Origin of the sequence: Methylocystis sp. SB2 (genome assembly GCF_049817085.1) — a bacterium.
In the GTDB taxonomy this organism is placed as follows: Bacteria; Pseudomonadota; Alphaproteobacteria; order Rhizobiales; family Beijerinckiaceae; genus Methylocystis; species Methylocystis rosea.
In genome coordinates this window covers 2,756,676-2,780,425 of the sequence record NZ_CP187401.1, presented here as the reverse complement: position 1 = coordinate 2,780,425, position 23,750 = coordinate 2,756,676, and the positions used below count along the sequence as shown (strand labels likewise).

General features: G+C 56.0%; 22 protein-coding genes. 6 read left to right on the top strand and 16 right to left on the bottom strand.

The features are described from left to right. Positions 1-11: 11 nt before the first annotated feature. Positions 12-2,027 (top strand): RNA polymerase sigma factor RpoD, encoded by a 2,016-nt coding sequence (gene rpoD / locus ACPS74_RS13600; RefSeq protein WP_029648124.1) that lies wholly within the window; start codon positions 12-14, stop codon positions 2,025-2,027. Positions 2,028-2,031: 4 nt separating this feature from the next. Here the strand turns inward: rpoD and ACPS74_RS13595 are convergent, their stop codons facing one another. The 5 genes from ACPS74_RS13595 to ACPS74_RS13575 all read right to left on the bottom strand — a co-directional run bounded on the left by ACPS74_RS13595 (position 2,032) and on the right by ACPS74_RS13575 (position 6,762). Then, the gene (locus ACPS74_RS13595) at positions 2,032-2,247 is read right to left on the bottom strand and encodes a hypothetical protein (protein WP_157055180.1); all 216 of its coding nucleotides are present in this window, start codon (positions 2,245-2,247) and stop codon (positions 2,032-2,034) included. A 4-nt stretch (positions 2,248-2,251) separates the two neighbouring features. Beyond that, positions 2,252-3,592 (bottom strand): S8 family serine peptidase, encoded by a 1,341-nt coding sequence (locus ACPS74_RS13590; RefSeq protein WP_162231959.1) that lies wholly within the window; start codon positions 3,590-3,592, stop codon positions 2,252-2,254. Positions 3,593-3,788: 196 nt separating this feature from the next. Further along, positions 3,789-5,093 carry an MFS transporter gene (locus tag ACPS74_RS13585; protein ID WP_029648122.1) on the bottom strand — a complete coding sequence of 435 codons (1,305 nt, stop codon included), beginning with the start codon at positions 5,091-5,093 and terminating at the stop codon, positions 3,789-3,791. A gap of 7 nt (positions 5,094-5,100) precedes the next feature. Further along, positions 5,101-5,823, bottom strand: coding sequence for a DUF1345 domain-containing protein (locus tag ACPS74_RS13580; RefSeq protein WP_036241147.1), 723 nt, complete (start codon positions 5,821-5,823; stop codon positions 5,101-5,103). Between the two features lie 6 nt (positions 5,824-5,829). Continuing rightward, positions 5,830-6,762, bottom strand: a complete 933-nt coding sequence (locus tag ACPS74_RS13575) for a polyprenyl synthetase family protein (protein WP_029648120.1) — start codon at positions 6,760-6,762, stop codon at positions 5,830-5,832. Positions 6,763-7,099: 337 nt separating this feature from the next. Between ACPS74_RS13575 and ACPS74_RS13570 the strand changes: the two genes are divergently transcribed. The 4 genes from ACPS74_RS13570 (at position 7,100) to ACPS74_RS13555 (ending at position 9,221) form a co-directional block, all read left to right on the top strand. Then, a complete protein-coding gene (locus tag ACPS74_RS13570; RefSeq protein ID WP_018407096.1) occupies positions 7,100-7,390 on the top strand; it encodes a hypothetical protein in 291 nt (96 codons plus the stop codon). Positions 7,391-7,898: 508 nt separating this feature from the next. Further along, on the top strand, positions 7,899-8,111 hold the full coding sequence (locus ACPS74_RS13565) for a hypothetical protein (protein ID WP_239754956.1): 213 nt from the start codon (positions 7,899-7,901) through the stop codon (positions 8,109-8,111). Positions 8,112-8,555: 444 nt separating this feature from the next. Next, a complete protein-coding gene (locus ACPS74_RS13560; RefSeq protein WP_029648118.1) occupies positions 8,556-8,996 on the top strand; it encodes a hypothetical protein in 441 nt (146 codons plus the stop codon). A gap of 27 nt (positions 8,997-9,023) precedes the next feature. Beyond that, positions 9,024-9,221, top strand: a complete 198-nt coding sequence (locus ACPS74_RS13555) for a hypothetical protein (protein WP_239754957.1) — start codon at positions 9,024-9,026, stop codon at positions 9,219-9,221. A 559-nt stretch (positions 9,222-9,780) separates the two neighbouring features. Here ACPS74_RS13555 and ACPS74_RS13550 read toward each other — a convergent pair. The 8 genes from ACPS74_RS13550 to ACPS74_RS13515 form a co-directional block, all read right to left on the bottom strand. Beyond that, on the bottom strand, positions 9,781-10,665 hold the full coding sequence (locus tag ACPS74_RS13550) for a hypothetical protein (RefSeq protein WP_029648893.1): 885 nt from the start codon (positions 10,663-10,665) through the stop codon (positions 9,781-9,783). A gap of 213 nt (positions 10,666-10,878) precedes the next feature. Continuing rightward, the gene (locus ACPS74_RS13545; protein WP_157055205.1) at positions 10,879-11,754 is read right to left on the bottom strand and encodes a hypothetical protein; all 876 of its coding nucleotides are present in this window, start codon (positions 11,752-11,754) and stop codon (positions 10,879-10,881) included. Positions 11,755-11,982: 228 nt separating this feature from the next. After that, a complete protein-coding gene (locus ACPS74_RS13540; protein WP_029648895.1) occupies positions 11,983-12,402 on the bottom strand; it encodes a hypothetical protein in 420 nt (139 codons plus the stop codon). Positions 12,403-12,509: 107 nt separating this feature from the next. After that, positions 12,510-13,793, bottom strand: coding sequence for a hypothetical protein (locus ACPS74_RS13535; protein WP_157055206.1), 1,284 nt, complete (start codon positions 13,791-13,793; stop codon positions 12,510-12,512). Positions 13,794-14,002: 209 nt separating this feature from the next. Further along, on the bottom strand, positions 14,003-15,139 hold the full coding sequence (locus ACPS74_RS13530) for a hypothetical protein (RefSeq protein ID WP_162231962.1): 1,137 nt from the start codon (positions 15,137-15,139) through the stop codon (positions 14,003-14,005). Next, on the bottom strand, positions 15,039-15,935 hold the full coding sequence (locus ACPS74_RS13525; RefSeq protein WP_083481309.1) for a caspase family protein: 897 nt from the start codon (positions 15,933-15,935) through the stop codon (positions 15,039-15,041). The genes ACPS74_RS13530 and ACPS74_RS13525 overlap by 101 nt, the downstream gene beginning before the upstream one ends. 14 nt (positions 15,936-15,949) lie before the next feature. Then, the gene (locus tag ACPS74_RS13520) at positions 15,950-16,852 is read right to left on the bottom strand and encodes a hypothetical protein (protein WP_157055208.1); all 903 of its coding nucleotides are present in this window, start codon (positions 16,850-16,852) and stop codon (positions 15,950-15,952) included. 57 nt (positions 16,853-16,909) lie between these two features. Next, complete coding sequence (locus ACPS74_RS13515) at positions 16,910-17,311, bottom strand: hypothetical protein (protein WP_029648899.1); 402 nt, start codon at positions 17,309-17,311, stop codon at positions 16,910-16,912. Between the two features lie 133 nt (positions 17,312-17,444). Here ACPS74_RS13515 and ACPS74_RS13510 point away from each other — a divergent pair, with 133 nt between their 5' ends. Further along, positions 17,445-17,642: a hypothetical protein gene (locus tag ACPS74_RS13510; protein ID WP_239754958.1), complete on the top strand. Its 198-nt coding sequence runs from the start codon at positions 17,445-17,447 to the stop codon at positions 17,640-17,642. Positions 17,643-17,877: 235 nt separating this feature from the next. On the opposite strand, the gene ACPS74_RS13505 is transcribed toward ACPS74_RS13510, so the two are convergent. From ACPS74_RS13505 to ACPS74_RS13495, 3 genes are all read right to left on the bottom strand, one after another. Next, positions 17,878-19,371, bottom strand: coding sequence for a pentapeptide repeat-containing protein (locus ACPS74_RS13505; protein ID WP_239754959.1), 1,494 nt, complete (start codon positions 19,369-19,371; stop codon positions 17,878-17,880). A gap of 1,099 nt (positions 19,372-20,470) precedes the next feature. Continuing rightward, entirely contained in the window at positions 20,471-21,424 is a 954-nt protein-coding gene (locus ACPS74_RS13500; protein ID WP_029651996.1) for a hypothetical protein, read from the bottom strand. 884 nt (positions 21,425-22,308) lie between these two features. Beyond that, the gene (locus ACPS74_RS13495) at positions 22,309-23,667 is read right to left on the bottom strand and encodes a hypothetical protein (RefSeq protein WP_029651994.1); all 1,359 of its coding nucleotides are present in this window, start codon (positions 23,665-23,667) and stop codon (positions 22,309-22,311) included. Between the last annotated feature and the right edge of the window lie 83 nt (positions 23,668-23,750).

The following is a 23,750-nucleotide window of genomic DNA, read 5'->3' as shown; positions in this document are numbered from 1 at the left end:
GGAGCTTGTGGATGGCGAAGAAAGACGAAACTAAGGTCGAGAACGAAACCGTAGCGGCCACGGAGGCTTCCGACGGACCGCTTCTCGATCTCAACGATGCCGCCGTCAAGCGGATGATCAAGCTCGCGAAAAAACGCGGCTTCGTCACCTATGCCGAGCTGAACGCGGTGCTGCCGTCCGAGGAAGTGTCGTCGGATCAGATCGAGGACGTCTACGCGATGCTCTCGGAAATGGGCATCACCGTCTCTGAGGGCGACGACCCGGACGACGTCGAGGCCGAAGAACAAAGCCCCGAGGAAGAAGAACCGGAAGGCGGCGAACTCGTCGAGACCCCGCGCGCGACCGCCGTGGCGACGCGCACGTCGGAGCCCGCCGATCGCACCGACGACCCCGTGCGCATGTATCTGCGCGAGATGGGCTCGGTCGAACTTCTGTCGCGCGAAGGCGAAATCGCCATCGCCAAGCGCATCGAGGCCGGACGCGAGGCGATGATCGCCGGGCTCTGCGAGAGCCCGCTGACCTTCCAGGCCATCATCATTTGGCGCGAGGAATTGGAGGCGGGCAAAGTCCTGCTGCGCGACATCATCGATCTTGAGGCGACCTACGCCGGCCCCGAAGGCAAGGCGACGAAGACCGCTGAGCCGGCGCCCGCCGCCGACCTAGCGCCCGCGACCGCGCCGCGCACCCCGCCCGCCGGTCTGCAGGAGGACGTCGCGCCCCCCGAAGAATCTTTCGAGGAAGAAGACGACATGGAAAATTCCGTGTCGCTCTCGGCGATGGAATTGGAACTGAAGCCGAAAGTCCTCGAAACCTTCGCGCGCATCGCCGACGCCTATAAGAAGCTGCGCCGGCTCCAGGACCAGAACGTCGAGAACAAGCTCAAGAACGAGACCCTGACGCCCGCGCAGGAGCGCAAATATAAGACGCTCAAGAAGGAAATCGTCGCCGACGTCAAATCGCTGTCGCTGAACCAGAACCGCATCGAAGCGCTGGTTGAGCAGCTCTACGACATCAATAAGCGACTCATCGGCTATGAGACGAAGCTCCTACGGCTCGCCGACAGCCACGGCGTGATGCGCGAAGACTTCATCGACAAGTTCCACGGCTCGGAGCTCGACCCCAAATGGGTCATGCGCGTCGCCAAGCTCGGCTCCAAGGGCTGGAGGGAGTTCGTCGCCGCCGACAAGGATCGCATCAAGGATCTGCGCGGCGACATTCATGCGCTTGCGACCGAGACGGGACTGGAGATCTCCGAGTTCCGCAAGATCGTGCATATGGTGCAGAAGGGCGAGCGCGAAGCCCGGCAGGCGAAAAAGGAAATGGTCGAGGCGAATCTGCGTCTCGTGATTTCGATCGCCAAGAAATACACCAATCGCGGCCTGCAATTCCTCGACCTCATCCAGGAAGGCAATATTGGCCTGATGAAGGCCGTCGATAAATTCGAGTATCGCCGCGGCTATAAATTCTCGACCTATGCGACATGGTGGATTCGTCAGGCGATCACCCGCTCGATCGCCGACCAGGCGCGCACCATCCGCATTCCCGTGCATATGATCGAGACGATCAACAAGATCGTGCGGACCTCGCGCCAGATGCTGCATGAGATCGGACGCGAGCCGACGCCCGAGGAACTTTCCGAAAAGCTCGCCATGCCGCTCGAGAAAGTGCGCAAAGTTTTGAAAATCGCCAAGGAGCCGATCTCGCTCGAAACGCCGATCGGCGACGAGGAGGATTCGCATCTTGGGGATTTCATCGAGGATAAGAACGCGGTGCTGCCGATCGAGGCGGCGATCCAGTCGAATCTGCGCGAGACGACGACGCGCGTCCTCTCCTCGCTGACGCCGCGCGAGGAACGCGTGCTGCGCATGCGCTTTGGCATCGGCATGAACACCGACCACACGCTCGAAGAAGTCGGCCAGCAGTTCTCGGTGACGCGCGAGCGCATCCGCCAGATCGAGGCGAAGGCGCTGCGCAAACTGAAGCATCCGTCGCGGAGCCGGAAACTGCGGAGCTTCTTGGATAATTGATCGCTTATTGCGGTTCTGGTTTGGAAAAGGTTGTCTCGGCGGAGATAATCCAATCGGGAAGTTGTTCTTTCAACTTTTCTATTGCGATGTCGTCCGCTTCGACGAGCACCGCCTGCGCTATTTCATGATCAATGACATGAACGCCGCGCGCTGCAGAGATCCTGCTGAGATCGCCTGCTGGGGGCGCGTCGCCTTTAAAGAATAGGACGAAGCGGTTCATCGCTTCAGACCGTAGGTGATTGCGGCATTCCGTAGCCTTCGAAGTTCAACCCGAATCCACGGCGCGCGCAATTGGTTTGAAGAAGACGTTCGATCGCATCGGAGCGGGCGCGATCGCGCGGCATGCGCCACACTTCGGGAGATTGCGATAAAAGGCAGGCCGCGGCGCCGGCGACAACCGGCGCGGCCATGGACGTTCCGCTGAGTGGACCGACCTTGTTGTTGGGCAGCGTCGAGATGGCTCCGACGCCGGGAGCGGTCAGCGCGATCTGAGGCCCGACATTCGAGAAATGCGCGATGAATTCGGATGGATCCGTTTTGGAATAAGGCGGCGAGACAATCTGCAATTCTTCGCTGGAGCCGGGCGGAAAGGTTCCCTTACGCCCCATGGCGGAGACAGGGGTCGCGCCCGCGTAAGCCGCAGGATAATTGACGCTGCTTCGGTAGGCATTGCCCGCGGCGACGACGATGAGCATCCCTTGATTGCGGGCGTCCAGGATCGCTTCACTAACGATCTCGTCGTGCGGCCCGCCGCCAAGGCTCAAATTGATGATGTCGCAACCGTCTTTGGCCGCTATGATCATCGCCTTCAGCAAGGCGTAATTGCTCGCTTGAGCTGAGCCAGCGCCATACACGCGATACGCGTTCAACTTGACCCGCGGCGCGAGGCCCCGCACGCCCTGAAATGTTGCGCCGTTCGCGCCAATCAGTCCGGCGACGTGTGTGCCATGATAGGCGCTGTCGGTTATCGCCGTCGCCGGTTCGCCTGTGACGGTATTGCTCCCTCCGATGATGTTTAGATCCGCGTGCGGACCGCATCCTGTATCGATCACGCCAACCGTGACGCCCATTTCGCTCTGGAAATTCGTGCTCCCAAAATAATAGCGGACGCTATCGACATACGGGAGCGTGAGCGGCGGCGCGACGATCTGTATGACGCCGCTCGCGGGAACATTGACGCGATAGCCGCTCCAATATCCGGAGCCTGGCGTCGGCGTCGCCGTAATGCGCTCGATCATCGGCGCCGGCGACGATAATCGAACGCGCCCGCTCGCGTCCGTGACGCCCTCGACTCCAAGCCTGTTCAGGAAATCCCAATACGCCGCAACCTGGCAGCCAACTATTGCGCGGCCGGTCGCCGCATCGGCGACCGTGACCTCGAAACCAAACTGAGAAACCCCGCCTCCCGCGAAATTTATGAAGCCGGCCGAAACATCCATCGGCTGGGGCAAAGGATAAAAGACCTCCTTAAACGCCCGTACCGGCGACCCCGACGCGTTGATTCTGGCGACTGCGTCAGGCTCGAGGTCGACGAGCTTGGGACCATTATCCGCGACTGTATCCACGACCGTCGCAGTCGCGCCGCCAAACATGTCCAGTTGAAACGAGACTGGTCTTTGCGTGCTGCGGACTCGCGGAAATCGTCCGAGCACATCGGATTGGGCTCCAAGCGAACCCATGACACCCCGTTTTGGAAGGATAATAAATCTTTCGGTCGCCATTTCTGGTCTCCAAATGCATCCTCACGACCCTGTCGAATGACTAGTCTCCAACCTCGATTCGCGAATTTTTCTTCGTATCCGGCATCGTCGCGTAGACGATGAGCGAAATGAAAATAGCGGCGCTCGCATAGTAGAAGAACCAGCTCTCATGCCCCTGCGCCTTGAACCAGAGCGCCACATATTCCGCCGAGCCGCCAAAAACGGAAACTGTCGCCGCATAAGGCAAAGCGACGCCGGTGACGCGGATCGCCGCCGGAAAGAGTTCGGCCTTCACCACGGCGTTGATCGAGGTGTAAAGCGCGACGATCAACCAAGCGCAGCAAATAAGAATAAAGGCTGTCCATGGATCGCGCATCGTCTGAATGGCTGACAAGAGCGGCGCGGTGAAGATCGTACCCAGCACGCCGAAGGCGATGAGCATCGGTCGCCGGCCGACGCGATCCGACAAGGCGCCGTAGATCGGTTGCAGACAGAGCGCGAAGAGAAGTGAGCCGGCCGCAATCCACGTCGTCTGCGCATCGCTCAATCCGACGGAGAGCTTCAAGAATTTCTGCATGTAGGTCGTATAGACATAGAAGGCGATGGTGCCGCCGAGCGTCAGTCCAACAACCGTCGCCGTCTCGCGCTTATGCGCGAGCAGCGCGGTGAGCGATCCACGCCTCCGCTCGGCGCGCGACGCCTTGAAGGCGGGCGTTTCCGCAAGATCGCGGCGCATATAGAGCGCCACGATGGCGAGCAGCGCGCCGAAGGCGAAAGGGATGCGCCAGCCCCAGTCGCGCAGCGCCTGAGCGTCGAGCACGACATTCTGCAAGATGAGCAGCACGCAAAGCGCCAGCAATTGGCCGGCGATCATCGTCACATATTGAAAGCTCGAATAGAAACCGCGGCGCTCGGGATGCGCCATCTCGGCGAGATAGGTCGCGCTCGATCCATATTCGCCGCCAAGACTGACGCCCTGAACGAGACGCGCGAAGAGCAGCGTCGCCGGCGCGCCGACGCCGATCGTCGCATAGGTCGGCGCGAGCGCGATGAGGAGCGACCCAAGACACATCAGCAGCACCGAGAGCATCAGCGCGGCGCGCCGGCCGCGCCCGTCCCCAATGCGCCCGAAGACATAGGCGCCGATCGGACGCATCAAAAAACCCAGCGCAAAGACGCCGGACGCCGACATCATCTGCGCGAGGGGATCTTCGCCAGGAAAGAACGAGTCGACGAAGTAAAGCGAAAAGGCCGAATAGACGTAAAAGTCGTACCATTCGACGAGATTGCCGACCGAGCCGATCAAAATCGCGCGCAGTCGCGCCGCTTCGGTCTTGATGTCGATCGCCGCCGCATCTTCTTTCATATGTCCTTCAGACCAGCTGGCTGGCGACGTTCACCATGAGCGCGAGAATGGTGGTGTTGTAGAAAAACGCGACGATGCCATGCGTCGCCACCATCAGCCTCATCTGCGACGAGCAGGTTTCAATGTCGGCCGTCTGAAAGGCGACGCCGATGACGTAGGAAAAATACAGGAAGTCGATGTATTGCGGCATCCTGGTGTTAGGAAAATGCAGTCCGCCGCGCGCCGTCGGCGGTTCGTCCGGATCATGCTCCTCCTCGAAGTAAAATTCATGCGCATAATGAAAGGCGAATGTCAGGTGTAGGAAAAGCCAGGAATTCAGCACCGTGATGATGGTGAGCGCGATGGCTGCGCCCTTCTCCCAGCCTTCCATTGACTTCACCGAACCAAGCTCGACGACCACGGCGCCGAAAGAGGCTGTGGCGATCGCGGTCGTGAGCAACAGCATGACGAAGCGGCCCTCGTCGAGCATCTGGGCGCGCTCGCGAATGGTGTCGTGCGTGGCGCCGACGACGAGCAGGTAGACGAGAACGAAATAGCACAGCGCGACCGCGTTCCATGCGACAAGCGCGCGGGCGACCGGCTGCATCGCCTGCGGCAGAAGCAATCCGACGATGACGCCGAGCGCGAGACTGAGAAAGAGCTGCGGGCGCGCGCGAACAATACGAAATGGCGCCAGGATCACCGAGGCGCGCCGACGGGTCTTGGACAGTCCTTGTCGGGGCATCGGCATGAGTCCTCAGTTGCGCCGCGCGGCGACGAAACGTGCGGCCTCTGCCAGAATGTCGGTTCCCTCCCCCAGTCCTGTTTCGCGCAGCGCCGCCGTCGCTTCGGCGACCAGCGCGTCCCGTCTCGCGCGCGCGGCGTCGAGACCGAGAAGACCGACGAGAGTCGCCTTGCCGCGTTCAGCGTCTTTGCCGGCGCGCTTGCCGAGCGCGGCGCTGTCGCCCTCTGCGTCGAGAATGTCGTCGGCGATTTGGAACGCCGCGCCGAGCGCTTCGCCATAGCGCGTCAGCGCACGCGCCTGCGCCACAGAAGCGCCGCCGATAATGCCTCCGGCGTCGACCGCGAAGCGCAACAGAGCGCCCGTCTTCATCGCCTGCATCTGCAAGGTTTCTTCGAGCGTGAGCGGCGTCGCCGCGGTTTCAGCGGCAAGGTCGAGCGCCTGTCCGCCGACCATCCCGCCGAGCCCCGCCGCGCGCGCCAAGGCGAGCACCAGCGCCGCGCGCACGCCGGCGTCTTGATGCGTTTTCGGATCGGCGACGACGTCGAACGCGTAGGTCAACAGCCCGTCGCCCGCGAGGATCGCCGTCGCCTCGTCGAAGGCCTTGTGAGTCGTCGGCCGGCCGCGGCGCAGATCGTCATCGTCCATCGCCGGCAAGTCGTCATGGACGAGCGAATAGCAATGAATCATTTCCAGCGCGCAGGCGGTGCGCAGCGCCGCTTCGCCGACGACGCCAAAGAGTCGCGCGGATTCGATGACGAGAAAGGGCCGCAGCCGCTTGCCGCCGCCGAGCGAAGAATAGCGCATCGCCTCGAGAAGGCGCGCGGGCCGGGCGATCTCGCCGGGAAGCGGCGCAGTCGCGAGCAGCGCGTCTAGCGCATATTCAGTGGCGTCGGCGGCGGCGTCGAGACGGCGTCGGAATTCCTCGGCGCATGCGGCAGCATCCATGAGAGCGATGTCCTTCAAAGCAAATGACAATGGCTGCTAGCAAATTTACGGTCCAATCCCAAGGGCGCCGTGCGCGCTCCTTTATGGCGAAAACTCGTCGCGTTTCGGGCTTTTCCTAAGCGGCGAACGCCTAAAACTCGCACGATGTTGTATTTTTGCGACAGTCATCGCAGGGCGCTTTTATTAAACTCCGCCCGACGCCAATGCGGCTTGCGGCATCCCCAAGCGGTCGTCGGCCGCGGCGTCGTACAGACTCTCGCGGCGCGCATACAATCGGATTGGTCCGGCGCCGCTTCGCCTGGATGCGGACGATCCAGCCTCACCCTAGGAGAAACGCATGAAGAAAGTTCTGCTGCTGACGACCGCCCTGGCGGCGGCCGCGCCGCTTGCGGCGTGCAATACTCCCGGTGAACGCGCAGCAGGCGGCGCCGTGATCGGCGGACTTGGCGGCGCGGGCATTGGCGCGCTCGCGTCCGGTGGACGCGCGGGCGGCACGCTCGCCGGCGCGGCGATCGGCGCGGCCAGCGGCGCCGTCGTCGGCGCGGCGACCGCCCCGCCGCAACGCTGTGCGCGCTGGGGCTGGGACTATTACGGCAACCGCGTCTGCGTCGCTTTCTATAACTACTAAGAGCACGCCGAAATTTTTTTAAACCGCAGGCCCCGTCGCCTGCGGTTTTTCTTTTCTTTTCCGCCCAGGCGATCGCGACGCTCTGGGCGCAACGCTTCTTGATCTTGGAGGTGAGACCGCTAATTTGAGGCGAGCGGCGCTGCCTGGAGAGAGTTCATGCCGGAAGGTTTAACGAGACTGATGATTCTAGGGGCGATCGGTTTCTTTCTCGGCGCTGCGATCGTCAGCTATTACTCCGGCTGAAGACGTTCGGTCGCCGCAAGTCGCGGGTTCAGGACCGGTTTCCGTCGCCCCGGCTAACGCGTTCGCCGGATCGACTCTGGCTTGTCTCGAAGCCGCCCTTACAGCTCAACGGGCCCGCGCGCCCGAGCAGTCTGGTGTGCGTCCGAGCGCCGCGCTTGCCCATGCCTAAGCCGCGCACGCGAGCTTGCGCGCTCATTGTTCATTAACCATGTTGATCTAAGTGATGCGTGCGGATGAGGCGCAATCAGGAGACGTAGCGATGGCGATGAGCAACAGGACCAAGATTGGTATCGTTCTGGCGGTTGGGGTTCTCGCCGGCCTCTCGTCGGGGTTGCTGTCCCTGCTGCTTTTGGCGGTGGCGGGCTTCCTGATCGCCTGGGGCCAGAACCCCAAAGCCGTTGAGGACTTTTTCGAAAGCCTTCCCTTTAGAGACTACAGCTCAAAAGCCTTCTCCCGCTTGAACTCGATTCTCTCGTAAAATCTCCCGGCGCGCCTCGCGTCGCCGTCTATCCGCTCGACAACATCGAAAAAGCCCGCCGGACTCTCTGGCGGGCTTTTTTCTGCGCGCAAGATCGGCCGTTTTACGCGCCGCCCGCATTCACGTCGAACTGACGGACAAATTGTTGAGCTGGTGCTGCAAGAGAGGATTGAACTCTCGACCTCTCCCTTACCAATAGAATTACCTTCTTTAAGCCTAATATAATCAACTACTTACGGTGCAGTTTCTAAGTGTAATAGGATTTTAATACTAACGAGCAGAGGCGTAGCCGGCCAAGTCTCCTGACGTGATGGCACTCATCCTCACTCGTAAAGCGCCATAAAACTTTTGATTTGAACAAAAAAAGCACGCTGCGGTGAGCTCGCGGTGTACATTTTTTGCGTGCTGAATATATTCCTTTTAAAGGCAAATTGGAGAAAAATCATGTCGAGCCTCAAGTCCCTCACTTTCGCTGCTGTCCCCGTCGTTAATAGCTCACCGATCCTGGCCCGCAGAGCGAGACTGATCGAAAGGCTGGAGGAGCAAAAGTCGCTGCTGAAGGACCCCAATCATGTTCGGATGGTCCAGAGGTGGATGAAGCGGGACGGCGAGAAGGTGCTGACCGAGAAAAGGCTGCGTGTTCGCCCCTGGTGGCGGACGGATGAGAAGGGACAGGTCGTATTCTTCATCCGAATCGGCTGGAAGACGGTCGAATTTGAGAAGGGAAAGGCCGGGGTTGTCGCCGGGTCAAAGGAGAGACTGCCGGAGGTCATCGACGTTTTGATTGGAGCCATTCGAGCCGGCGAACTGGACCCGATGCTCGAACATACAAAGGACCCTCGACCCCTGCCGAAGAAAAACACCGCCCACAGGGGCGGGTTCTAATTTGAACCCCGGAAGGGGAACGCTTCGATGGCTCAGAAGCCAACGATCTATCGCGCCGATTATTATTACAGACACACCGGCAGCGGCTCCTCGACCAGGACCCAGATTACGGGATCCGTGAGTCAACATCTCAACGGGGCGACGACGGAGAACGCCGTCGTTGCCTACCTTCGGCAGAAACATCGTGGGCACGAAATCCTTCTCATGTCCCTGGAATGGAAGTAGGCGTCCGTCCGAAGGCGCGCCCGTCGACTAATTTCCCCGTGACAGTAATACCTTTTTATCATTCTCTAAGCAAAAACATGGACCTACTGTCACAATTGATTCCAGCCCTTGCCCCCTGCACCACCGAACTCCCCCGACCGAAAGAGGGAAAGTCCCAGATCGGAATTCATCTTCCTCACTCAAATGCGTTTGACCTAGCCAACGAACCGGTTGGCGAGCTGTTCGAACTCGTGAGAGTTCTCGGCAACTTATCTCGGTCCAGCGCACAGAGTCTTTATCACTCGCGCGAGAAGATCGTCGCCTAAGTCAGCGACTAGAACCAGCGATGCTCGCGTTCTTCGCTCGGCTACCCGACGCCGGTGGATATGCGGCCAGTCTCACCGCAACAGGCGATCGGCTGCGCAACCTGGCCAGCTCCGCAGATCGCCTGTTGCTACATCCTACATCCGCGCCCTTGGGCGTATTCAAACACCGGGACTCTCGAGTCCCTGGGTGAAAGTTTAGGGGCCGTTCAGTAACGGGCAACACGGAATATGGCTTCAAAAAAAGCTCGGCTAGGTTATTGAGCCTCTAGCGTTGAAGCGATGGATTGGACCTTCTTCGACCAGTCCCCCAGGTCAAAATTTTGTGGATCGTCATGGGGGTCTTTTTTTGTTGCCAGACTATCGATGTTGAAATGCAACGCGGGAATAAGCCAGTGGCCCGCCCGCATGCTCGCGACTGTGTAACAAAGCGCTATGCGCTCCAGTTGCGCTGGCGTGAAACCGGGATCTGGAGCCTTCCAAAAATCCTTGGACCCCTCAGGTTTCAATCTCGGTTGAACATTCTCGATATGCACGAAAATCTTCCTTGCTTTCGGATATAAATCGGTCTGTTCAATTTTAAGGGCTGGCTTGGGCCGGTAGGCTGCAAAATCTTTATACTTTTTTGATTCTCCCAACCTGTTCGTGATTAGATTAACCCGATTTTTTGTATCCCTCCAAATACTCAAGTTGTTTGCTCTATAGGACTTCGTGTCTATCTCTGCGGGAAACACATTGGCGTCAATCTCGGGGTAGCTAGTGTCATGGATGACAAAATACTTAATTTCTTGAACGTCGGGCGTGGCTGGGATAGGACCTCCAACATCAGTTGCAGAGATTCCCTTGCTATCGAGATAGGCAGAAAGCTTTTTAGAAGAAATTCTAACCGGCTTAGTCACATGTTCTAGCAGCCAATTTGGAATTGTTTGCGGAGATGACTTGCTTCCGTGCGCCTCGACGCGTCTTAATAGGCACTTCGACTGTTCCTTAGGAGAGCCATCGAAAACAAGCCGCTTCGTATCAAATTGGCATAATCCGATTTTTTGGGCGTTTGAAGTGGACGTCGCGCAGTCTGCGAATAGGAAGCCAGTGAGGGCAACGATAGTGCGAATGCGTATGCGCGTACTTGTCAATTCGATCATCGAAATACTCCCACTCATTGTTGCGAACATTCTCTTACAGAGCGCAATCTTCTGGATGTTAGAGTGATACTGCGGACTTAAATGGTCAAGCTGCTGGCAGGTCAAGAAAGTCTGTTCCCGTTCTTCAAGAAATTGCTCGCTGTCTTTTTGGGGATGGCACGTCCGAGCGCAAGTCAGCTGAGCGCTTTCGACGATGCCGACGCTCTGATTGCCTCAGAAGTTGTCGCACGCGGCAACGTTTTTCTGCAGATACGTCTGTATCTGAGCGTACATTTCATCGCAGACGGGATAGATCCTCAGTTTCTGACAGCTACGCTGAATCTTGGGAGATTGCGTCCCCACGAAGCACTTAATGGGTCCGAACTCTCCATAAGCTCCCCCATTTTTGCGTAGAACAACGGAAGCATATTCAACCGCAAAGGCAGGGCAGCGCTTAGTCAACGCTTGCCATTGGACCCCGCTCAAATCCCTGGCATGTTCCGAATTCCAGTTTTTTAAGTCCATTTTTTTACATGTCACATTTTCTTTGAACACTCCAAGCAGACAGCCAGACTCGTCGCTTTGATAACTGCGAAAGAGCGGTTCAAGACTCTTGTCGGATTTATGGGCACCCCATGAGGTCTGAAATGGACCGGCCTCTGCCTGGTATGATTTGCTGTACCCCTGAGATGTGTAGCGTCCCTTGCAGTAATGACCGGAGCTTTCTCTGAAGGCGAGCCCTGTCAATATCAGATAGGTGTGCCGAAGCATCGTAGCCTTGTCCGGCGAGTTCGCAATTTTTAGACTCCGGAACTCTGCATCGAAGACGCTTGCAGCGTCTTTAGCGTTCTTGGTCGAAATCGGCGTCGAAGAGATCGATGAAGCAATTTGAACGATTTTGCTTTCCGGGCGGCATACCGCCTTTGCGAAGACCAGCGCCATCCCTCGGAAAAACGCCCTCGGTGCCTCTCTTAGTTTCGAACATTTCGAAGCATCGGCGATACGTTGAATTTCCTCCGGAGCGCCTCCAGATTGAGCGAGAGCTGAACAGCTGTGAAAAGTAAGAGACGCTGCCGCCAGCGCTAGAAAAAAATGTTGCATGGTCGCCATCCGAAAACTTCTGCTCAAAGTGTTGGTCTAGCGTCCAAATGCGCCCCGAGCCTCGAATAGATTGCCTCGGATCGAGGACTCTTATTTCCTCGACGTCGCACTTTCTTCCGCTGAAACATTGTCTGTAGAGCACGCTTCAGGCTCGTCGCCTTTCGTTGCGGAGGTGTTCGCGCCAGCCCGACATTCTGTAACAGCCGGTCCCCACGCCAACCAGTTCCACCAAGAGAGTCAGTACGAGTAATTGAGAACCCCTTTTCCTCCGACATTCTTGCTGTTTCGCGCTTTGACTAGGACGGCGAAATTAGTGGGTTTCCATATGCTCGTATTCAAGGGAAAGACAATTTTCTGATTGACGCGCAAGCCGTTCCAACTGCCGCCGCCACCATCCGACGAGCTCACCGCAAGATCATAGACGTCGTCGGGATCGATGATCCAGGCCTCGCAATTAACGGTGACACCGGCACCGTACTTGCTGAATTGATAAAGCGCGCCACCGGCGCCGTCCAATGCGAACTCGAAATTTTGTGTTCCACTCCCCTCAGCGAAAGCGAGCTCACTCGCGAGCGTGCGTCTTTCGTGATCATCCAGGATTTTCTTGACCGTCTCGATGACTTCGTCGAAAGCACTCTCAAAGGCTTGAACGACCATCAGACCACCTCAGGATTTAGGCCTGCTCACGCTCGGGACATAAAGACCACAAGTTCAACCTGGTTATCCGGCAAAGCCATGGCGAAGCTGCGCCTCCTGAAGTGCTGCTATTTTGCCGGACAGGTCGTAGGGCTCTTGAGGCACTGCTCGTACCGATTGTTTTGATAGATCTCATCGGCAAGCGATTGCGTCGATGACGCGCGAACGGCCGGGCTCATCCCGTTGATGACGGCGGTAATGGCGCCGCTCGAGTCTTTTGCAGCCCCGGAAAAGAGAGAAGACGCAGCCAGGCCTCTCGCGGAACTCGTAAACTTCGCCGAAATGATTTCGCCCGCATCCGTGAAGCTGATGTTCCAAGTCAGCTTCTCGAAAGTTTTGATGTTGGGAAGCTCTTGCGCCGTCCCGAACTGGCCGAAGGGAACGAACTGCGGCGAGGCGAGCAGCTTGCTCGGTTTAGCCGGAGGATTTTCTCCAGTCCACACCAGCAAGGGAATCAACGCAGCCTCTCGATAATCGTCCTCAGGACGCAAGCGCGTCTGCTTCCACTCGCCAGTCCAATGCGTCGGGTCGGCCTGGCTCAACAGCTGTCCATGCTTGAAATCGAGATATACTTTGACTTTGAGCCGTTCGCTGACAAAGTCCAGGTCGCTGTCTCCGGGATCGGACTGGGCTTTCGTATCCTTGTCAACCATCACGAACCACTTTGACTTCGCGAGTTGGTTTCGTGAAGGACCAATCTCCGCAACTTTCCCGTCGTTTGCAACGGCGCCGCCTTCTTTCCGGTCACGATACGAAGAAGTCAAATCGTCATCTGGGTCCACCTTTACCGGCGTCACGCCCGGGTCGATTGTGGCTTTTATCGTAATCGACAGCTGGTCTTTAAGGTTGTTGACTTTGGTTTGAGCAGCCTGGATCTGTGCGCTGATCGATTTCTGTCTATTTTGATCTATTTCTGCCGCAAGCTGACTCTGCAACTCGACGACGGAAGCTGCCGTTTTCTTTAATTCTTCGAAGGTCTTGGCTGTGTCAGGGCTACAACTGAAGTATTTGTTGTCCGCTACAAAAAGTGCACCAATTTTTGCAAGTGAGCCAACAAGACTTGCAAGTCCCCCGATAACATTTCCTATGATAGGCCCGGTCTGGTTAGTGCGCTCGGAGGAAAGGGCACTCAAGACATGCGTTCCCGCATTCGTCTGAATCGAAAAATTCGCGTCGTTCCAGTTGCTGACATACCTCGGTGGACGGAAGAGCCTCGCCGGAACCGATAGATCTGGAACGTATCGTGTCGTCAAGGTCGGCGTCAATTTGAAATGATTGTCCTGGTGGGTCGCGTCAAAATTGCAGTCGCTCAATGCAAATACGATATTGGCGTCGATAACCGTCTTCGGCAAGAGCCACGTGTATCTCCAATCTTCAGCCAAAGAAGAAGTCGTTAATGTAAAACAAACAACTATAGTACAGAAAAAGCGACAATATAGCATATCCAACTCCACGAGTTTGAACATATTCGAAAGTTGTGTCTTTGTTTTCGGAAGCGCCGCACACATTACGTTAACGCCGCAGGCCCGGCAGAAGCACAAGCCTGATATCTAACGGAACGCTAGGGTGTTGAGGTTATGCACAGCACCTCACTAACACTGTAGCCACACTTGTTTCCTGAAACAGAGGTCACCTGCTTTTTTATATATCGAGAGCAGCGACTCCCAGCCCAGCTATCAAAAGTATAACATGGAACATAAGCAGCACCTGGTGGACATCTTATTTGATGTTCTCCTTCGCAAACAAGCAACGTTTGAGGCGGCGAGGGGTTGTATGATGTCCCAAACCAGACTTCTATGGTTGTTGGAGCAGGCTTGCGATCAAAGTCGAGTAACGGCTTGACTGCAAACACCTCCCCAGTCAAACTTAAAAGTTTATCTGCGATCTGTTTGGAAACAAGCCTGTCTTCTTCAAAAAAGAAACGCACCTCGGACTTGGAAGGTGCCCTTCCTTCTACAACCTCAGCAGAGGGGAGCACATTTAAATTTAGGTTCGCGTCTCGCAAACCCCTTATCGCCCAGGTAGCGATCTCGCTCTGGCTCTTTGTTGCCACTTGAAAGAAAACTCTGAACTGCCCGTCCCTATTGTCAACATTGCGGCATACTACGACACGGATGTAATTCGGGATGTAAGATTTTGCTGTGCTGACATCCAGATCAAGGTCGTGGCCGGCAACATCTGAGATCAGCTGCGCTGTTGCGCGAATGCTCGCATCCGCATTTCTCGGTATCAAAATAGAATTTCTACCCAAGCTCACAGCTTCTGATACATCGCGCGATATAGAAATTGGCCGCATGCGCACCGACGCGATAAACGCGTCAGGCACTTCTGAGTTTAGCGCGCCCTTTGGAGCCCTGAGCTTTGCCAACGTAGAGATAGAAGAAGCTATCGCTACCGAATCGGACTTGCGTTGCTCTGCCCACGCATCTCCATCGCACCAAACCACATCAACAGTAAGTGGAGCACTCGTCGCAGAAAAATTCTCTATTTCAGAGCGATTTAAGCGGTAGATATCGATTTGCTCTCCGGCCCACGAAGGCCCACCCACGCTTGCCAACAAGGCCCCGACAAGTGCTATCTTCACAGGAAATCCCATTTTAACCACCACATTTGCGGAAGCAGGTTTCAGGTGGAGGCGGCATAAGCGATCCGGTTTCATCAGGAACTTGAGGCAATTGCGAATCTTTTGTTTTGTCATATACGGTCTTCACTACTCCCCGAATAACATGATCAACTGTGTCATGTTTCGAGAGTTCACTGGCAAACTGTTGGGCAAATGGACTGTTTCCGCCGCTTCCGTCGCTTGCTGGCTTTCCCTTCGCCGTCGAATAGAGCTGTTTTAAACCCGGCAAAGGTTCCCCTTTTTGCGGCCCTGAAACCATAGTGACGCCCTTACTCTTTAGCGCGGGAACCAATGGATTGTCGCGGCACGCATCAAGCACAAGCAACAGAGATCCATTACCAGGCTCTCCTATAGTTGATAGTATCTCGTCGCGAAGTTTGACGGCCCCTTTAAATAATCGCGCATTTGCGTGATTTTTTAGAATCTCAACCGTTTGGTTCACATCAAACTCAGTATCGCTTCCAAAAATATAGGTGTCGTCGTTGATTTGCACGCCATGCCCAGCATAGTATAAAAAGCCAAATGGCGCTTTAGATACCATAAACCTGAACGCAAATTTCTCAACAAGCTCCAGAATTTCTGCTCTCTTTAAGTTGCATGCAAGGCTCACATCCTTCTCTTCCCAATGAGCCTCAAGCAGACTCTTAGCAATTAGCTCCGCATCATTACAAGGGTTTCTTAGGTCATTCAGGTGATTTTTGAGCGTCTTGTCCTTTGGGGTGAAGCTCCCAGGAGTATTATAATTGCTATTACCTATAATCAGAGCGAATTTTTCTATTTCTTCTGCGCGCGACTTATCCGCAGTTGTATTGCAAAACAACACAACAAACGCGCATTTGATCAGCTGCAGCGTAAATACCCTCGTAAACATGCTTCGTTTCCAGATCAGTCCGTGGTAACACCGTCAAGCTTATTTATAAAGGTTGAGGGGGCGAGTTCCTTAGATAACTCCTCCTCAACCATTGAATCGACCACGGGGAGCCCTCTAACCTCTGGGTGCTCTTGTTCGATTAGCGTGCGAAGTCCCGCCTTAATCTGCGCGACCGCACTTGCGTAATCCCACGTCGCCGGATCGTGAATCCGTCCGCCATTTAAGATCGCACCGTTTTTGGAGCGAATTACGCCGCAGTCACGCGGCGCTGATGGCGTAGGCTGTGGGCAAAAGGGGCTGAAATAAGCATATCTATAGGCGAGCCCAGCATCGGGCTTGCCCTTCCCTTGAGCAGAAAAATATTTGAAACCTGCCACATTATCTGAATATACGTCTGTTTCTTTTGACATATTGTCAAGATAGCCCAAGAAAATCACGGCGTGCCCCGTACCAGAAGTTCTATTTAAATTAATAAAGTCTCCTTTTTTTAACTGTTCAAATGGCAGCTGCCGCCCCAATCCTAGCCGCTCAACTGCATAGCCGGTACCTTTGGAGCCGGCACCATCATACATAAAAATATTTGCGCGTAGGCTCGATATATTGCCACTTGTCCAGGCCTTGACAGGCAGCTTACTGTAAATCTGATCATCTTGGTCTTTTGCGTATAGATTAATCGCCTCAATAATAGTTTCGGCCACAGCGGCGACACACATTGTGGCAGGAGGCGCAGACGCCTTAATTAAATCCTGGTTGTAGCTTAAATTCCGGGTAAATGCCTTATTTATATCATACCCGCCGCCAGATCGCTTTTCCATCACTTCAGTAATTGCTCGGATTATATATGGATTGAAATCGTCAGCGCGCGAAACACTGCAAAAGAACAGAAGCGCGACCGCAAGTGGGCAAGCGAACTTCATGTAAAATCTCCACTAACAAAAGTGTTACTATAGTAACTGCAAATGTATCCACCAATTTTAGCGTTTGTCAATGGCATGGGCGCATCCGTGATAACGCGTCCGATTCGCCGCCAGCTTTGTCTGGCGAAGGGATTCTCGACTTTGTGGCGCTTGCGTTAAAGTGCCTGTTCGTAGTTGATGCCGATCTTCCTGCTTCTCGTTGACGGAATGCAAGGTCGCGCGTGCTTCGAGCGCCGCACGGAAACCGTCACTGCCATAGCCCTTGTCGGTGATCAGCGCCTCGGCTTTTGGCGACGCACCCCGCGGACGTCCAGGCCTTAACGCAGGCAGGTCTTGATCCTGCGTTTCCGGCGGACGATTGAGAACGGAGTATTCTTGATCCGGATCGGCTTTGAGCCGATCGAGTTCGAGAAAGGAAGGCAGGGTCGCGGGGTCAAAGGAGAAGCTCCCCGAAATCATCGACTCCCTAATCGGAGCCGCTCGTGCCGGCGAGCTGGACTAATTGGAACAGGCGAAGATCGCTCGTCCGATTCAAAGAAGACCGCTTGACAAGGGCGGGTTCCAATTTGAACCCCGGAAGGGGAACGCTTCGATGGCTCAGAAGCCAACGATCTATCGCGCCGATTATTATTACAAACACACCGGCAGCGGCTCCTCGACCAGGACCCAGATTACGGGATCCGTGAGTCAACATCTCAACGGGGCGACGACGGAGAACGCCGTCGTCGCCTATCTTCGACAAAGACATAGGGGGCACGAGATTCTTCTCATGTCCCTGGAATGGAAGTAAGCAGACGGTGGGAAATGGACTTGAAGAATGGTCCAATGGAGCGCCCTCTCCCGTGAGACACTCGGCACACGTCTTCTGAAGGGATGACGTAGTAATGAGTTACCCGCCACCATCGATATCGCGAAGTAGTCATGGCCGAACAGTCGAAGTCAGCAATGCGCCAGAAGCGGACCTGCATACTGGTCCACCTGATGCGAAGTGAAGCGCAGATGTCAGCCCGACCAAGAGATTGTCGTCAACGTGGCTTCTTCTTTTTCGACTGAGAACGCGGCGGAGACGGCGCGGGCGCAGGCGCTTGCAACGCCTCCTCTTTGGCTACGCGCTCCTCCGCCTCCCTCTTGATGTTCAGCAGGCTCGTCCTATCGTTCACGATCAGGGCGGCAGAGACGGGGCAGTTCTTTCCCTCGATGATGTCCCCGATAAGCACGGGCGCTTCGGGGCCGACGGCAAGCAAATTAACCGGCATGACACCGCGCAGAATATAAATGGCGTCCTCGCGGCCATCACAGACGAGGCTGCGCACGATTTTGGCGAGGGCCTTGGGATATTGCGCTCGATGGGTGTTGGCCGTTTCCAGTTCCGCGGCGAGCGGCTGTTGCGGCTTCGCACTCGTATCGCAAGCGGCAAGGTCCTTCCTGGCGCAGTCGAGCATCTCGATCTGCTCCAGCACTTTGTTGCGGCGTTCGCCTTCGGGGATGGATTTCTCGACCGCCGAGCGCAGCGCGACATAGCGCGCCGCGGTCCAAGGCTCGTTCGCGATAAGGTCAAACGTTTCGGCGCCCCAATGCAAATGTTGCGTCAGGCTCGCGGAAACGATCGGCGCGCCGACTGCGCGCCAAAGAAAAGCGCCGGTTAAATTCGTCGCCTCCATTTGAGCCCTATCGAGCGACGCGCCCTGAAGCTGCGCGCTATCGAGCGACGCGCCCTGAAGCTGCGCGCTATCGAGCGACGCGCCCTGAAGCTGCGCGCTATCGAGCGACGCGCCCTGAAGCTGCGCGCTATCGAGCGACGCGCCCTGAAGCTGTGCGCTATCGAGCGACGCGCCCTGAAGCTGTGCGCTATCGAGCGACGCGCCCTGAAGCTGCGCGCTATCGAGCGACGCGCCCTGAAGCTGTGCGCTATCGAGCGACGCGCCCTGAAGCCGCGCGCTATCGAGCCAAGCACCTTCCAGAGACGCGTTCCGCAGATCGACCCTGCCGAGCTGGGCCGAGCGCAAATCCGCACCTTCGAGATGCCGGCCGTGGAGGATGTAGCTGTGCGGTTTCTTGTCGAACTTCTCGTGGTCCTCGACCTTCACGGCCTCGTAAATGTCGAACTCCTTCAGGCGCAACGTATTTGTTGGCCAGCTCCCGGTGATGCGGTCCTTTTCATTTTTGTTTAGCGCATCGACCTTGCCGAAAATCGCCTGCGTCGCCGATGTCGCACTTGGTTCGAGGGCGGGGACAAGCGAATAGGGCCATTGTCGCCACTCGCCCGGAAAGGTCGCGACCAGCACGGAAAACGCCACAATTAGGCCGGTCAGGGGCCATGCGACAATGTTGCGCAACCACCACAAAAAGCGAGTCAAGAACCGCTGCCAGCGACTGGCCACTGTTCGCTCTCCGGCGTCCGAACGGCTCCGTCCGGAGAGGATTTTCGTCCACAGCCACCAGATGATCACGAGATCGAAAATGAGCACGCCGCGATGAAGCCACGTCACGCGGCTGTCGTGATATGGCAAGAACTGCATGTGCAAGAGAAGCAATAGAAGCACTGGTGCTAAGACAAGACCAATAAAGACTAAGGACCTTAAAAATAATCCGAATAAGCTCTCGCGGATATCCTCCGGACCTGCAAGCACCTGCGCAAAAATATCCGTCGTCTGACGCATTAGCTTACGTATTTCAGTAGCATTTTTTAATCCGTCGGATATTTCAAGTCGATCGTTGAACCGCCGCGCCTTCTCCGCTAAGAGCGTAAAGTAGGACAATGTCCACGCATGGACGAGGACAAAAAGAATAGGAGCGAAAAAGAAAAATGTCTCCAGTGGCAGCTCAGCGTTCATTAGAGGAAGTTTTACGGGTCTCTGCATCAGCATGTCGGCATGAGTTATTGACCCGACTACTACATACATAAAAAGTAGCACGAAGAGATACGAGAACCACATGCCGCCGTTGCCGCCCAGCAACTCTTCGACACCCCTGAGTCCGATCGCACCTCCAAGCATTCGGGATACGGCTGTGCCGGTCCGCGACTGGTCGTCCAGCGCCTTCTTCAATATCTCGAGATCATCTACTCTCAGATCGCCCCGCGTCCTCGCTTCGCGACGGCGTAGTGCCCGCATAGCGCGAACCATCCGCGAACGATTGGCTCCGCGCTGCCAGGGTGACAAGTATGGCATGTACTCGGTGCCAGTCCGGGAAGAGTAGTTTTCCCACGCGCAGCTCTAGTCGGATTAACCCCCGCCCTCGGCCGCCGTGGATGGTCCGAGTGTAGTTGCCGAACGCTCTCTAGACCAGAGTGGATCGCACGGCGGCCCCGCCTTGAACCACGCTCCGAGTCAGCGGCCGCTTTGGGTCATGAGCGGCATCGCTTCAATGGCTACTTCGCGCCAATAGTGGTCGAAAATCATCGCCCTGCGAAGGCTATGAATCTCCGCAGAAATCTCGTTCCAGAGATGAAGGTGGCGAGGTAGGGAGAACTCGCACATTCATTTAGGCCGATCTTCACGTTGACCGCACGCCGAAGACGCTGCCATGGACGGGGTCAAAATTGAACCCTTGAAAAGAGAGATATCAGAAATCGGATGTTCATGTCGATGAGATGAAGTCCGGCGACGTAGTAATGAGTTACCAACTCCCTTTCGATCCAATTATATATCCACGGTTATCTTTTCGTCGTTTCATCAGCCATACATAAAGAGCATCGAGCGCTTGAACCTCAGCAGCTGAAAGTCCGCGTTCGTCCTCGATTGTCTCACCGGTTCTGTCCGCTCGCCCAAGTCCAGCTCTCCACATTTTCGCCTCGACGTCTTCCGCTAAGTCACGTCCAAAGCCGGCATTGTATCGGAGGTTTTCATTGCCACCCTTAGTCACGTAAGCGGCGATCTTGTCCAGGTTGTCGGCAACCTTCCTGGATTTGAAAAGCCCCTTTATCTCCACCTGATATTTCTTGCTCCAGCATCCCCGTCGTTGGATGCGCTTTCGAAGTTCTGCTTCAGCGTTCTCATGATCGGAACCCAAGTCAACGACGACGTGAGAATGAACGAGCACTCGAGTGATGGCGCCAGAAACGGGGATCATGAGGCCATCAAACTCTTCCAGCTCAGCTAGATCGATGAGCACTTTGAGTTTGCGCGCCTCGCTGTCATTCAGCTCGCTGATCTTCTTCAGGATAGTCAGATTGACCATCTCAAGCTCGATTGCTCCACGACTCCATACGCCCATCTGACCGACGGTGTAATTGAAATCGCGTTCCATCGCTTCGACAGCTTCACGAACCTTCTCTGTGTCCGGTTCGACGACGGCCTGCAAAACCGTCATGAAGCGAAAGCGGTCGTTGGCTTCTTCCGGCCCGACTCTTTTGGCTCTCTTTCGCAGTTCGCCGGCCAACGTGGCAGCGTGGGCTTTTGCTACTTCGCCGTGAAGAAGTGAACCACTGCCAGCTACACCGGCCTGTTTCAACCGTGTCCTTTTGTGCGTTCCGAGATCAAACCGGAATGCATTTTTGATTGCCGTCTTTATGAGTTCAAAAAGCTCGCCGGAAAGCGCCTGCTCCCTTAATTCGTGAAAGTCGTTCGCCACTTCAGCTATCCAGTTCACTCCGATGAAGATCCGATTCTAGCAAATGACTGGTCAAATCCAAAGGCACGCCGCGGCGTGTTTAGTCTGTTTAATCGTGGATGTCTGATGTCGAACGATATTCGCGTCCGAACCGACGGGGAGATTACGATAAATTAAATTCCAGCGCGGACACCATACCGAGACAGGTTTTATAAATATCTCGTCAGATCGAGACATATGCGCGACCAAACCTGTTGAGACTGCTCGTGGGCGTGACAACCCAAGCCGTCAGAAAATCTCAGAGAGGGTGCAACGAATTTTTGAAATGATGATCTGCAAGAAGCGGAGAGAGCACGCCTCTCGAAGCACGATGAAGGCAACGCTGATACTTGCGACCTTCAAGCACTCGGCAGTCGCCTGATTGGCTCCGATGATGCTGGCGTTTATGAACTGGACAGAAACGGGAGATCGCTCAACCGCCCCGTACTCCTTCAAGGAGTGTTCCAAATCAGGGTGTGTGACGAAGGCGCTAGACGCAAGCGACGATGAATCACCATACTTCGGCGGACAGCCGAAGTATGTTCAAAAAACGCTCCGCAATCAGACCCTATCCTTCAATCTGATTTTTGATCCAATTCATTCCTTCAATCTCGAATCCTTCAATCCTTGACCAAACTGAGATACCGAAGGACGGCCCGAGGGAACCGAGGGACGTGAGCTATTCGACAATTGATCCTATCCAGTTTTTACAAATGAACATTATCGTCTGAAATTTGTTGACTGAATCCGAGCGGGCGCTCAACGGTCTGGTTTTGGACAGCCTTTGACCTGCACCTGCTTTTGACCCAAAGCGGAATCAATAGGACCTTCGGCACAACCTACCGCCGCTTAGCCGACCCTCGCAATCATGAGACCGGCGCTATAACGCTGTTCACCAAGCTCTGGTCATCCAGGCCAGCCGCATAGTCCAAGACACTCTGCAAGAAGCCTGTGGCGTACCGTTCGAGCGGGCTAGTGTAGAGGTACTCGCCAAGGTTTGTCAGTTCCAGATGCTCCAGTCGTGCGCTCGCCCGTGGATGGGTGTCCATTTGAGTCCGCATTTCGATCCGTCCACCCAGCCTCTCCCGCAGGAACTCCCCAGCGCGCTGGATGAAATCCATATAGGCAAATAAAAGATACACCGCGCCGAGGCTGAGCCGATAGTCATGAAGCGCAGCGGTGACATCGCTGATTCGGGTGACGTCCGCGCTCGCTTCGCTCGACGCGTCCGACGCAGTGCGTATCTTGACGAGCCTCGAGCGCATCAGGCCAAGCGCGAACGCGTCGGCTTCAAATTCGAACTTGTGACGGATTGTCGTCACGTCACGCCCTGGCACACTTTCGGCTTTCAGCCGAAGAGGGTGGTCGAGCGCGAAATGGCCGAGCTCGTGCATGACGATGAAATCGAGCTGTTCGGCGGTCAGTCGATGAGCCATGATGCCCATCTCTTCATCGTAGAGCATGGTCGATGAACTAGTCAGCCTCGTCGCCGCCACGTCCGACCAGAAATGCAGCACGGTCGGCACGATGCCTTCCCAAGCCCTGCTAAGGCGCTTCGGCCCAGCCATTTCTCGCGTGCAGAAATAGTGGAGCAGATACCTATTGAGATGTTTGAGGATGGGCTCAAGGGCGTAGTTCATGCCGATGAGCGCGCCACCATCGAGCACGAAGGTCGTCGCATTGAATTTCGCACGCTTCACCAGCGTGCAGGACACCCGATCGAGCCCATAGCGCGTGATATTGTCCAAGGGCACACCGACCATGACGCGCAAGAAACTGAGTTGGCCCCAATAGGGAAGCAGAGCGTCTGGTCCGCGGAACTGTCCCGCTAGATTGAGCGCGGTGTCGACGAGGACCTGATCGAGCACAAAATCGTAGGCCGCGGCGAATCGGATATCGTCTTCACTTTGGGGCTTCGGCCAGGTGAATTGAAATAACGAGCGCAAGGCAAGAAACATCATCTCCTCGGGTCGGATTGGCTCCGCCGCATGCAGCTTCGAGATAAATTGTCGTTGCTCGTCGGTGACACCCTCGAAGGTGCCGTAATCGGCCGCCTGAAGATGTTCGAGATCGAGAATGACCTTCGGCACCGGCCCCTGGCCGAGACCCTGAAAGACCCGGGCGGCCGTCTCCCCCAATATGGCGTTCAGCCGCTGCTGATCGATGACGGGAAGGCACAGGTCGATCTCGGTGCGGAGCCAGCGCTCGTAAGGGTTTTCGGTCATTCGTTATTGCTCGCGCACTTCGCGTTGTTGGCCCGCGTCCAAATCGTCCCCGCCGCCTATGGTCTACCGTCCTGCTTTTCGGG